Here is a 13,199-nt window from a genome sequence, read left to right as displayed (position 1 = left end):
CATGCATGCCGACGCGGATGAGGCATTGCTGCGGTATTTTCGCTATTTGGTTTCGGAAAAGCGCGTTGCAGATCATACGTCAACAAACTACCGAAGGGATTTAAAACGTTTTCAAAGTTTTTGCTCTGGGCAAGAGCTCATGTTTTGGCGGCAAGTTCAGGATCGTGATGTACGGAATTATATTGCCGGGCGTCATAAAAACGGTATCGGTAGCAAGACGATTCAGCGCGAACTCGCTGCTTTACGCAGTTTTTATCGATTTTTACTCAAAGCCAAGCAAGTGGACCATAACCCTGCTCAGCATGTGCAAGCGCCCAAAGTTTCAAAAAGGCTGCCACATGTTTTGGATGTCGATCAGGTTGTGGGGATGTTAAATGCGACGCCGGATTCGATTTTGGAAATCCGCGACTTGGCGATGTTCGAATTGTTTTACTCATCTGGGTTGCGACTGAGCGAGTTGGTAATGCTTGATTTGTCTGACATCAATCTTAGCGAAGGCTTTTTGAGGGTGCGGTTTGGTAAAGGCGGCAAGCAAAGGCAATTGCCGGTTGGTAGTAAAGCACTTGATGCGCTTAAGGTTTGGCTGGCAAGTCGGCCTGATGGGGAGTGGCAGGCAGTGTTTGTTTCCCTGAAGGGGCTTCGATTATCTCAAAGAAGCGTGCAACTTAGATTGGATCGTTGGGGCAAAAAAAACGGAATAGCCGAGCACCTTCATCCTCATATGTTGAGGCATTCGTTCGCAAGCCATTTGCTTGAAGCCAGTAAAGATATTAGGGCTGTGCAAGAGTTATTAGGGCATAGCAATATATCCACTACGCAGATATACACGCACCTGGATTTTCAACATTTAGCGGCTGTTTATGATCAAGCACATCCGCGCTCGCGCAAGGGTTGAAGATTGTTAAATAAAAAAGTTCTTGACGCGAGGGTTTTGGGTGATTAGAATGAGCGGCTCTTCACTGCTCTGGCTTTTAAGTTTTAGCGGTGAAGCGGTCGACTTGGTTCGGCGGGTTTGAGGTTGTTGATTGGCGGGTTTGTTTTTTTTGGGCTTCGGTTTTTGAAATGGCTTAAAAATAAATTTGACAAACACTGAAAACGCTGTAGAATATGTCGGCTCAACAGGGCGAAGCGCTCTGGCTCTTTAACAAACGAAATCGAAATAATTTGTGTGGGTATGTGTAGCGACTATGTGCTGTTTAAAAATAGTCGACACAGACACCACGTCAATTCGCAAGAAAAGATGTTCTGTAGTCGAGCCAAGATTGGTCACTAATCTTATTTAGTGACAAGTTAAAATTAAACTGAAGAGTTTGATCATGGCTCAGATTGAACGCTGGCGGTATGCTTAACACATGCAAGTCGAACGGTAGCAGGCCTTCGGGTGCTGACGAGTGGCGGACGGGTGAGTAATGCATAGGAATCTGCCTATTAGTGGGGGACAACGTGGGGAAACTCACGCTAATACCGCATACGCCCTACGGGGGAAAGCTGGGGACCTTCGGGCCTGGCGCTAATAGATGAGCCTATGTCGGATTAGCTAGTTGGTGGGGTAAAGGCCTACCAAGGCGACGATCCGTAGCTGGTCTGAGAGGATGATCAGCCACACTGGGACTGAGACACGGCCCAGACTCCTACGGGAGGCAGCAGTGGGGAATATTGGACAATGGGCGAAAGCCTGATCCAGCAATACCGCGTGTGTGAAGAAGGCCTGAGGGTTGTAAAGCACTTTCAATAGGAAGGAATACCTACCGGTTAATACCCGGTAGACTGACATTACCTATACAAGAAGCACCGGCTAACTCCGTGCCAGCAGCCGCGGTAATACGGAGGGTGCAAGCGTTAATCGGAATTACTGGGCGTAAAGCGTGCGTAGGCGGTTGTTTAAGTCAGATGTGAAAGCCCTGGGCTTAACCTGGGAACTGCATTTGATACTGGGCAACTAGAGTTTAGTAGAGGGGAGTGGAATTTCAGGTGTAGCGGTGAAATGCGTAGAGATCTGAAGGAACACCAGTGGCGAAGGCGGCTCCCTGGACTAAAACTGACGCTGAGGTACGAAAGCGTGGGTAGCAAACAGGATTAGATACCCTGGTAGTCCACGCCGTAAACGATGTCAACTAACTGTTGGGTTCTTAAAGAACTTAGTAGTGGAGCTAACGTATTAAGTTGACCGCCTGGGGAGTACGGCCGCAAGGCTAAAACTCAAATGAATTGACGGGGGCCCGCACAAGCGGTGGAGCATGTGGTTTAATTCGATGCAACGCGAAGAACCTTACCTACCCTTGACATCCAGAGAATCTGTTAGAGATAGCGGAGTGCCTTCGGGAACTCTGAGACAGGTGCTGCATGGCTGTCGTCAGCTCGTGTTGTGAAATGTTGGGTTAAGTCCCGTAACGAGCGCAACCCTTATCCTTAGTTGCCAGCGGGTCATGCCGGGAACTCTAGGGAGACTGCCGGTGATAAACCGGAGGAAGGTGGGGACGACGTCAAGTCATCATGGCCCTTATGGGTAGGGCTACACACGTGCTACAATGGCCGGTACAGAGGGCTGCGAACTCGCGAGAGTAAGCGAATCCCAAAAAGCCGGTCCCAGTCCGGATCGCAGTCTGCAACTCGACTGCGTGAAGTCGGAATCGCTAGTAATCGCGGATCAGAATGCCGCGGTGAATACGTTCCCGGGCCTTGTACACACCGCCCGTCACACCATGGGAGTGGGTTGCAAAAGAAGTAGGTAGTTTAACCTTCGGGAGGGCGCTTACCACTTTGTGATTCATGACTGGGGTGAAGTCGTAACAAGGTAGCCCTAGGGGAACCTGGGGCTGGATCACCTCCTTACAAAGACGGCACACCGTTACACGTACTCACAACAAATTATTTCGATTGAAAGACGCACCTGGGTCTGTAGCTCAGTTGGTTAGAGCGCACCCCTGATAAGGGTGAGGTCGGAGGTTCAACTCCTCCCAGACCCACCAACGCATAAAAGGCGAAAGCAATAAGGCGGAAAACGATCAGGCAACACTCCTAGTTAGATAGGTAGAGTTGCGAATAGTTAGGTTTCTGCTTGAGTCTTGGTCTTTAGTCTGTTTTAGGGGCCATAGCTCAGCTGGGAGAGCGCCTGCCTTGCACGCAGGAGGTCGGGAGTTCGATCCTCCCTGGCTCCACCATCATGCTGAACGCTGAGGGTCAACCAGTTCGTCAAACGTAAGAAAAATAGTGGGTGGACATCAACGCTATACAGTTTTATCAGCGGCAGCGGATAAAGACTTTATAGCATTGGTATTCGTACCGATAGCTCTTTAACAATATGGAAATCTGTAACTATAGTAATGATCAGCAATGATCAACACTAAAACGAGTTGCGGTTTGAATGACGTCGTTCTCGAAGGGGAATGGCAGAAAACAAACAGTATGTCGTTCTCAAGCAGAAAAATCAGCGAAAATGTCAGCTGACAGTATAACCAAAATACAGACGTATTCGGGTTATATGGTCAAGTGAATAAGCGCATACGGTGAATGCCTAGGCAGTAAGAGGCGATGAAGGACGTTGTAGCATGCGAAAAGCTTTGGGGAGCCTGCAAACCGGCTGTGATCCAGAGATGTCCGAATGGGGAAACCCGGCGTGCATAAGCACGTCATCTTTGAGTGAATACATAGCTCACTGAAGCGAACCCGGAGAACTGAAACATCTAAGTACCCGGAGGAAAAGAAATCAACCGAGATTCCCTAAGTAGTGGCGAGCGAACGGGGACTAGCCCTTAAGCTAGGATAAGGTTAGTGGAACGGTCTGGAAAGTCCGGCGATACAGGGTGATAGCCCCGTACACGAAAACCTTTTTCTAGTGAAATCGAGTAGGTCGGAGCACGTGAAACTTTGACTGAATATGGGGGGACCATCCTCCAAGGCTAAATACTCCTTACTGACCGATAGTGAACTAGTACCGTGAGGGAAAGGCGAAAAGAACCGCGGAGAGCGGAGTGAAATAGAACCTGAAACCGTATGCGTACAAGCAGTGGGAGCCCCTTCGTGGGGTGACTGCGTACCTTTTGTATAATGGGTCAGCGACTTACATTTTGTGGCAAGCTTAACCGAATAGGGGAGGCGTAGCGAAAGCGAGTCTTAATAGGGCGTTTAGTCGCAAGGTGTAGACCCGAAACCGGGCGATCTATCCATGGCCAGGCTGAAGGTTGGGTAATACTAACTGGAGGGCCGAACCCACGTCTGTTGAAAAAGACGGGGATGAGCTGTGGATCGGAGTGAAAGGCTAATCAAGCTCGGAGATAGCTGGTTCTCCTCGAAAGCTATTTAGGTAGCGCCTCGTGTATCACTGCTGGGGGTAGAGCACTGTTTCGGCTAGGGGGTCATCCCGACTTACCAACCCGATGCAAACTCCGAATACCAGCAAGTGCCAGCACGGGAGACACACGGCGGGTGATAAGGTCCGTCGTGAAAAGGGAAACAGCCCAGACCGTCAGCTAAGGTCCCCAAATCTATGCTCAGTGGGAAACGATGTGGAAAGGCACAGACAGCCAGGAGGTTGGCTTAGAAGCAGCCATCCTTTAAAGAAAGCGTAATAGCTCACTGGTCGAGTCGGTCTGCGCGGAAGATTTACCGGGGCTAAGCATAGTACCGAAGCTACGGATTTGCACGTAAGTGTGAGTGGTAGAGGAGCGTTCCGTACGCCTGCGAAGGTCGATTGAGAAGTCGGCTGGAGGTATCGGAAGTGCGAATGCTGACATAAGTAACGATAAAGGGGGTGAAAAACCCCCTCGCCGAAAACCCAAGGTTTCCTGCGCAACGTTAATCGACGCAGGGTTAGTCGGCACCTAAGGCGAGGCTGAAAAGCGTAGTCGATGGAAAACAGGTTAATATTCCTGTACCAGTAGTAACTGCGATGGGGTGACGGAGAAGGCTATATCAGCGGTCGGTTGGAAGTGGCCGTTTAAGCAGGTAGGCATGCATCTTAGGCAAATCCGGGGTGCTCTATGCCGAGACGTGATGACGAGCGGTTCGAAAGAACAGCGAAGTGATAGATGCCCTGCTTCCAGGAAAAACCTCTAAGCTTCAGGTTACTAGTGGCCGTACCCTAAACCGACACAGGTGGGTGGGATGAAAATTCTAAGGCGCTTGAGAGAACCCAGGTGAAGGAACTAGGCAAAATGATACCGTAACTTCGGGAGAAGGTATGCCCTCATTACGTGAAGGTCCTCGCGACTGGAGCGGAAGGGGGTTGCAAAAAATCGGTGGCTGCGACTGTTTAGCAAAAACATAGCACTCTGCAAACACGAAAGTGGACGTATAGGGTGTGACGCCTGCCCGGTGCTGGAAGGTTAATTGATGGGGTTATCTTCGGAGAAGCTCTTGATCGAAGCCCCAGTAAACGGCGGCCGTAACTATAACGGTCCTAAGGTAGCGAAATTCCTTGTCGGGTAAGTTCCGACCTGCACGAATGGCGTAACGATGGCCACACTGTCTCCACCTGGGACTCAGTGAAATTGAAATCGCTGTGAAGATGCAGTGTACCCGCGGCTAGACGGAAAGACCCCGTGCACCTTTACTATAGCTTGACACTGGACTTTGAACCTACTTGTGTAGGATAGGTGGGAGGCTTTGAAGCGGGAACGCCAGTTCTCGTGGAGCCAACCTTGAAATACCACCCTGGTATGTTTGGAGTTCTAACCTCGATCCATTATCTGGATTAGGGACAGTGTCTGGTGGGTAGTTTGACTGGGGCGGTCTCCTCCTAAAGAGTAACGGAGGAGCACGAAGGTACCCTCAGCCTGGTCGGAAATCAGGCAATGAGTGCAAAGGCATAAGGGTGCTTGACTGCGAGACGGACAAGTCGAGCAGGTACGAAAGTAGGTCTTAGTGATCCGGTGGTTCTGTATGGAAGGGCCATCGCTCAACGGATAAAAGGTACGCCGGGGATAACAGGCTGATACCGCCCAAGAGTTCATATCGACGGCGGTGTTTGGCACCTCGATGTCGGCTCATCACATCCTGGGGCTGAAGCAGGTCCCAAGGGTATGGCTGTTCGCCATTTAAAGTGGTACGCGAGCTGGGTTCAGAACGTCGTGAGACAGTTCGGTCCCTATCTGCCGTGGGCGTTTGAGATTTGAGGGAAGCTGCTTCTAGTACGAGAGGACCGAAGTGGACGAACCTCTGGTGTTCCGGTTGTCATGCCAATGGCATTGCCGGGTAGCCACGTTCGGACAGGATAACCGCTGAAAGCATCTAAGCGGGAAGCCCCTCCCAAGATGAGATCTCACTGGGACTTTAAGTCCCCTGAAGGGCCGTCGGAGACTACGACGTTGATAGGCACGGTGTGGAAGTCCAGTAATGGGCGTAGCTAACGTGTACTAATTGCCCGTGAGGCTTGACCATATAACACCCAATGCGTTTGGGTGTCACTGACACGCTGATAAACGTAAGAAAACGACACACTCGATACAGATTTCCATGAAGACAGGTAAACGGCAAATGCCCGGAAGCAAATACGCTTCAAACCTGTGCATGACGGCTGCAAAACAGCCAAACCAGTTTGCTTGGTGAACATAGCAAGCGTGAACCACCCGATCCCATCCCGAACTCGGAAGTGAAACCGCTTAGCGCCGATGATAGTGTGGCAGGTTGCCATGTGAAAGTAGGTCATCGCCAAGCTCTTAAACCAAAAGCCCTGCTTACCCATAGCAGGGCTTTTTTTTGACCCAAAATCACCCCTACTGCTGCTCTCTTCTCTTTTGCGACCGGGGTTGTTAGAATCCCCTCTCATCAATGTTTAGCGAGAAAACGCATGAGTGCAATAGACAGAATCCAAGCCCAATTAGCCAGCCATCCTGTGGTCTTATACATGAAAGGCACGCCAGATTTTCCCCAGTGTGGGTTTTCCAGCCGGGTGGTGCAGGTCTTGCAGGCTTGCAATGCGGATTATGCCCACATCAATATCTTCGAAGACCCTGAAGTGCGTGAAGCCTTAAAAGAATACTCACACTGGCCTACCTATCCCCAACTGTATATCAACGGCGAATTAATCGGCGGCTGCGACATCGTCATCGATCTGTTTAATAAAGGTGAGCTTAATAATTTGCTGGCAAGCGTGATCGCAAAGCAATAGGTCCGCAGCCTTGGTTCTGTGGGCCAATTAGAGGAAGCGCTACAGGAGAGTCGCTATTTGCCGAAAGATTTTTTCAAGCATCTTGTTGAAAAAATCGGCAAAGATGACGCGCCCGTTTATGTCTTCAGCGCTCAGATTCGTCCACGTCACCTCGTTCCGACCCAGCACGAGGTCGGAGTTTACTCTCGAATGACTTGAAGTGGTGTCGCAATGCTTTCCATTTTGCTGCGAAAACCCGCCCGGCCCGCGGCTTCCGGGGGGGGGCTATTCAACCTGCGATTGATAATGCTTCGTTTCCACGGTTTCGCGGCGTTCGTTTGCTGAATCGAAATGCCAAACTAGCCGCTCGGCCAGCCAAACGGCCAGGACCCAAGCGAAAATTTCAAGCCGAGGTGTTGCCTGGGCCGTTGAAGTGCATCGGGTTCAACAGCGATCAACCGTGCGGCAGGTGCTTGAAGGCGGCGGTCCTGGGTGCTTACTCAATCCTATGCGCGTCCTACATCCCAAGGGTTTGTCCGGAACCATGCCTGGCTAGCTGCTAACCGCTCAAAAGCTTAGTAGAGGTCGGTACGCTTGCTCACTGCGGGCAATTTGTTGACCGGAGATTTCGTCTGGGCCTTAGCCATGACCGGAATTGTAGCTGGCTGGACCCGAAGTAGGGGCACTTGGAATAAGAGCTCTCAAGGCATTCAGGAGTATATCCGGTTTGTACCTGTTCCCGTTGATGGGCTTCGATTGCGATACCCGCAGGACTCGAGAAACGGTTCTGAACTTCTCAATCATCACTTGGTTCGCTATATTACCGATCACCCTCGACACCCTGTCTTCAACCACTCCAGAGAAAAACGCCACGACGGCACCAAAATCAATAAAAATACTACGCCCCGCAACGACCGTACAAGCGCATCCGCGATCAACTCGACATTCCGGAATCCATCCAACAGACTCTTTGGGAGCATCATGCCAAGCTCAATCCCGTTACTAGCTCGCCTTTGAGCAATTTTTGAAACTGATTTTTTCAAAAGCTCAGGTTAGATCTAATGTGAGGATATAACTTTGATCCTTCGGGCACCTTTTTTCTTAGAGGCACTAAGGGAGCAGTTAATCCTATAACGAATGCAAGTCTGGTTGTTCTAGAAATTGACGATATAGTTGGTTGCGTCTCGGATAGTCTCGGCGTGATTGGTAGTTGTCGCGCTGTGCAACATCTTACAGTGGTAGGCTATTCTTGCTGTCGGCGGCCGCTACAATGCATAAGAAGCCGAGATCTATTTTAGTAATTTATTATCCGTCCGCAATTGCTGATTCGCGGTTGGTCCGATTGCTCGGCTTACACCTGCTTGCCCCATCGCCCCCTATCTTCTCATTCTGCTAGAGGTCCAGGCAAATCTGGGTCACCGTTCAGCCGTTGCTCCTGAATCGTTTTCCCTAATTGCAGTTTGAATACAGCTTCATAATGCCGTCATTCTGTTTCATCCATTTCGCAAAGTGAAGGTTTATTAAACTACTTGGGTGTGAATTTTTACTGGATCGCTACGTTTTGAGCTAGATGTTTTTTTGGTGCCTGAAACACAAGTGGGGGGGTAAGAAAAAATGCGAGGCGATAGATGGCGGAGTTTGGATCCAATCAATTAGGCTGCGACTTATCACATGCACAGTATTTGGTAACCTATCTATCCTAATTGAATTCGAACGGGAATTTTATCGAAACGTCGCTTAAATAGGTGTTCGAGTTTTGTTAACAGTAAAATTGCAAATGGGTGACAGCGCGCACCCAGCTAAATTAGCTTAATTTATCTTGACAAGGATTTGGCAAGTGGTAGACTGCCACGCACCTCAAGGGACCGGGGTGTCTTCGAAATGAAGGCTAATAACATGGAAAAACAAAGAACTCCCGATTTGATCGGGGATTTAGATAATCTTTTAGGAGGTAGAAATGGCTGCTACAACTGAATCAGTTAAGGCTGATGCTGCGGAAGCACCGCTTTTAAATCAAAAAAACCTGTGGGCAGGTATCACCCTGTACTTGGTTTTTTATTCTTTCATTCGTTGGTACGAAGGTGTTTACGGCTGGTCAGCTGGCTTAGACTCATTTGCTCCAGAGTTTGAAACATACTGGATGAACATGCTGTATATCGAGATCGTTATCGAAGTACTGTTGTTTGCTGGTATCAATGGCTATATCTGGAAAACTCGTGACCGTAAAGTCATGTCAATCACTCCACGTGAAGAATTGCGTCGTCACTTCACACACTGGACATGGTTGGTTTGCTACGGTTGGGCGATCTATTGGGGCGCTTCTTACTTCACAGAGCAAGACGGCACATGGCACCAAACTATCGTTCGCGATACTGACTTTACTCCAAGTCACATCATCGAGTTCTACCTGTCATACCCAATCTACATCATCACTGGTTCAGCTGCTTTCATGTATGCAAAAACCAGATTGCCTACCTACCATGAAGGTCTGCACTTGATGTATCTGATTGCGGTTATCGGTCCATTCATGATTCTGCCTAACGTAGGTTTGAATGAGTGGGGTCACACATTCTGGTTTATGGAAGAGTTGTTCGTTGCTCCATTGCACTACGGTTTCGTATTCTTTGGTTGGGCTGCTCTTGCAATCATGGGTGTTGTGAACACCGAAGTAATGGCAATTGCAAAATTGCTGAAAAAAGATTTGGCTTAATAGCTTATCTTTAAAAGTAAAAATACTATCTCCTTTCCTGCCGCTGCTTTGTTTAAGTGGCGGTAGGATAAAGAGAAGTGAAAAAAATATAATTTTAATTCTTTAGGAGGTAAGCTAATGAGCGCATCTCAATCAGCTGTACGTTCACGTGCGGAAGCGGTACAAGTTTCCCGTACGTTCGACTGGATGATTCTTTTTACACTGTTCACAGCGGTTCTGGGCGGTTATCACATTCACTATATGTTGACTGGCGGTGACTGGGATTTCTGGACCGACTGGAAAGATAGACGTCTATGGGTAACTGTGGCTCCTATCGTTTCTATTACATTCCCTGCGGCTGTTCAAGCTTGCTTGTGGTGGAGATACCGTTTGCCAATCGGTGCTACAATTTCTGTTGTTGCTCTGATGGTTGGTGAGTGGATTAACCGTTACATGAACTTCTGGGGCTGGACATACTTCCCAGTTAACATCTGCTTCCCATCTAACCTGCTGCCAGGCGCTATCGTTCTTGACGTTATCCTGATGTTGGGTAACAGCATGACTCTGACTGCTGTATTAGGTGGTTTGGCTTACGGCTTGTTGTTCTACCCAGGTAACTGGCCTGTTATCGCTCCATTGCACGTGCCTGTAGAGTACAACGGCATGATGATGACTTTGGCTGACTTGCAAGGTTACCACTATGTTCGTACCGGTACACCTGAGTACATCCGTATGGTAGAGAAAGGTACATTAAGAACTTTCGGTAAAGACGTTGCTCCAGTATCAGCGTTCTTCTCTGGATTCGTTTCTATCATTATTTACTTCTTGTGGCACTTCTTCGGCAGATGGTTCGCTAAAACCGACTTCATCGCTGACGACGCGTCTTAATTAGAAGAATAGTAAGAAAATGAACCTGGTGGTTCTAGATAGCTACCAGAAAGTCTTAATTAAAATTCTCTAGTGATAGAGGAGGAAATATGAAAATAATAAAAGACAAAGTTGCAAAACTGTCCTTTGTCGCACTGTTGGTCGCAATGACAGCAGCGATGTTCTATGCTCCAACAGCATCTGCTCACGGTGAAAAATCACAGGCTGCGTTTATGCGTATGCGGACGATTCACTGGTTTGACCTGAACTGGTCAAAAGAAGAAGTGCCTGTTAATGAAACTATGACAATTTCCGGTAAATTCCTGGTATTCGCAGGATGGCCAGAAACTGTTGATAAACCAGAAGTTTCATTTTTGAACGTTGGTATTCCTGGTCCTGTATTTATCCGTGCAGGTTCTTGGATCGGCGGTCAATTGGTTCCTCGTTCAGTGTCTCTGGAATTGGGCGAAGTTTATGAGTTTAAAGTTCTGTTGAAAGCTCGTCGTCCAGGTGACTGGCACGTTCACTCTATGATGAACGTACAAGGCGGTGGTCCTATCATCGGTCCAGGTAAATGGGTAACCATTACTGGTTCTATGAGCGAGTTTGTTAACCCAGTTACTACTTTGACTGGTCAAACAATCAACTTGGAAAACTATGCTCTGGACAACGTTTATTTCTGGCACGCAGTATGGTTTGCTATCGCGTTCGCATGGTTGTTGTTCTGGATCAAACGTCCATTGTTTGTTCCACGTCATATCGCTGTTAGCACAGGCAAAGCAGATTCTCTGATCTCAGCTGGCGACAAAAAAGTTGGTATGATCTTCGCTGTCGGTACGATGGTAATCGTTGCTGCCTCTATGGGTGCAACCAACGAAAAATACCCTGTAACAACTCCTTTGCAAGCTGGTTTGTTGCGCGGCATGAAAACTTATCAAATGCCTGAAGCTAACGTTTCAGTTAAAGTTGATGACGCTACATACCGTGTACCAGGTCGTGCAATGCAAATGACCTTGACCATCACAAACAACGGCGACTCAGCTGTACGTTTGGGCGAGTTCAACACTGCAGGTGTACGTTTCTTGGATCCGGCTGTTCATGAAGATGATACAGCTTACCCGGACGATTTGCTGGCTGAAGAAGGTTTAACTGTTAGCGATAACAGCCCTCTGGCTCCAGGCGAAACACGCACAATCGAAGTTACTGCTTCTGACGCTGCATGGGAAGTATATCGTTTAGCTGACTTGATCTACGATCCAGACAGCCGTTTCGCAGGTCTGTTGTTCTTCTGGGATGAAAAAGGTAACCGTCAATTGGTAACAGTTGATGCTCCTCTGATCCCAACTTTCATCTAATAGTGAAAGTGTTCTAAGTCGAAATACTTAGGAAGAAATTGAAAGCCCTCGCTATTGAAAGATAGCGGGGGTTTTTTTTAGGTAATATGCTCGGAAACCGCAGGAAAATGTTAAAAATGAAAAAAGTGCTAGTAATTTTGGGGGTTTTAGTGCTGAGCGGTTGCTCGGAAAAAGAAGAATATCAGTCCGTAGTATTGGAACAGATGAAGCAAGATAAAGATATTAAGGACTACGGAATTGAGCCGGAATTAATGACAAAATGTGTCGTCGATACTTCGTCGAATGCTATGCCAGGGTTATTCATATTAGATCCTGAAAGGCGTAAAGCATATAAAAATTACGCGAAAATGTTGGATATTAATAAGTCAACGGATCCACAAAAAACATTAATCGAATTACGAGAAAGTTTCGGTGCAGCCAAAGAGCTTGCAGAAGCACATTCAAATTATGTCGAAAGCGTAGTCGAATGTATGTCTGGTTTAGTGACTGGCGGAGAGGAAAAGTTAAAAAATACAAAATAGGATGACGTTTTAACGAAAGCTATTTTGGTTATTACTCAAAAGTGAAATGCAAACCCAAATATGAGCAAGGCGAGTCTTAGGAGGGTTGTTGGTATATTCAGGAAAAAATGAAATAAAAAGGAGTTTATGTTGCAAAGAACCTCTGATTACTTCGGTTTTGCAAGACAACTCGGTGCCCATCATTGATTTAAATTACGCTGAAATTCGATGTTACGAATTAATCAGAGACTCCCAAAGCGACGACATCAGAAAGGTAACTAATGGCCCGAAACGTTACCGAAACTGCCGCTAGCTTAATGCACACCGCCGTTGTTATCCCTAATCTTACAGAACTGTAAATTACTTACTTTGATGTTTGGGAGCTTCTCAAGCTCATAAGATAATCTGATCCTTTAATATCCCGGCTCAACTCGCCGGGATATTAAGTAGCGACAGGAATCTCTTTATATAAAAATGCGTTCCTACAATGAGATTAAAAAGGCAAAGTCGGCGGAGTCAGTTTGCATTCCTCGTTTGAAAGGCGACATATTTTAGAAGCTACTAAAGCAGGAGTTTTCCGTCCATCATATAACTATAATTTCGACAACTAATAATCTGCGATGACTGTTCTTCTGATTGAGAATCGCACAATTGATAAGATTAGACTGCTATAAAATGACTAAGTTTTTAGATAAAAGCTG

General features: G+C 47.6%; 6 protein-coding genes, 2 tRNA genes and 3 rRNA genes. All 11 read left to right on the top strand.

Features of this window, described 5'->3' with window-relative positions; translation table 11 throughout:
- Position 1: 1 nt before the first annotated feature.
- The 11 genes from xerC to ACMXD4_RS21270 all read left to right on the top strand — a co-directional run bounded on the left by xerC (position 2) and on the right by ACMXD4_RS21270 (position 12,519).
- Positions 2–895, top strand: a complete 894-nt coding sequence (xerC, locus tag ACMXD4_RS21320) for a tyrosine recombinase XerC (protein ID WP_415879306.1) — start codon at positions 2–4, stop codon at positions 893–895.
- Positions 896–1,298: 403 nt separating this feature from the next.
- Positions 1,299–2,832, top strand: a 16S ribosomal RNA gene (locus ACMXD4_RS21315).
- 60 nt (positions 2,833–2,892) lie between these two features.
- Positions 2,893–2,969 (top strand) — tRNA-Ile (locus ACMXD4_RS21310).
- A gap of 116 nt (positions 2,970–3,085) precedes the next feature.
- A tRNA-Ala gene (locus ACMXD4_RS21305) sits at positions 3,086–3,161 on the top strand.
- 322 nt (positions 3,162–3,483) lie between these two features.
- A 23S ribosomal RNA gene (locus ACMXD4_RS21300) occupies positions 3,484–6,378 on the top strand.
- A 160-nt stretch (positions 6,379–6,538) separates the two neighbouring features.
- Positions 6,539–6,654: ribosomal RNA gene (rrf, locus tag ACMXD4_RS21295) — 5S ribosomal RNA — on the top strand.
- Together the 16S, 23S and 5S rRNA genes with 2 tRNA genes alongside form the textbook arrangement of a ribosomal RNA operon.
- A 133-nt stretch (positions 6,655–6,787) precedes the next feature.
- Complete coding sequence (gene grxD / locus ACMXD4_RS21290) at positions 6,788–7,108, top strand: Grx4 family monothiol glutaredoxin (protein ID WP_033159229.1); 321 nt, start codon at positions 6,788–6,790, stop codon at positions 7,106–7,108.
- 1,936 nt (positions 7,109–9,044) lie between these two features.
- A complete protein-coding gene (amoC, locus tag ACMXD4_RS21285; RefSeq protein WP_036280014.1) occupies positions 9,045–9,797 on the top strand; it encodes a bacterial ammonia monooxygenase, subunit AmoC in 753 nt (250 codons plus the stop codon).
- Positions 9,798–9,914: 117 nt separating this feature from the next.
- On the top strand, positions 9,915–10,664 hold the full coding sequence (gene amoA / locus ACMXD4_RS21280; RefSeq protein ID WP_192392144.1) for a bacterial ammonia monooxygenase, subunit AmoA: 750 nt from the start codon (positions 9,915–9,917) through the stop codon (positions 10,662–10,664).
- Positions 10,665–10,753: 89 nt separating this feature from the next.
- Positions 10,754–11,998: a bacterial ammonia monooxygenase, subunit AmoB gene (amoB, locus tag ACMXD4_RS21275; protein WP_033159226.1), complete on the top strand. Its 1,245-nt coding sequence runs from the start codon at positions 10,754–10,756 to the stop codon at positions 11,996–11,998.
- 116 nt (positions 11,999–12,114) lie between these two features.
- Positions 12,115–12,519, top strand: coding sequence for a hypothetical protein (locus tag ACMXD4_RS21270; protein ID WP_033159243.1), 405 nt, complete (start codon positions 12,115–12,117; stop codon positions 12,517–12,519).
- The last annotated feature ends 680 nt before the right edge of the window (positions 12,520–13,199 follow it).

This window comes from Methylomonas sp. TEB, assembly GCF_047777895.1.
Lineage (GTDB): Bacteria > Pseudomonadota > Gammaproteobacteria > Methylococcales > Methylomonadaceae > Methylomonas.
Note: the sequence above shows the minus strand (reverse complement) of the source record. Positions and strands in the feature narration are given on the sequence as shown.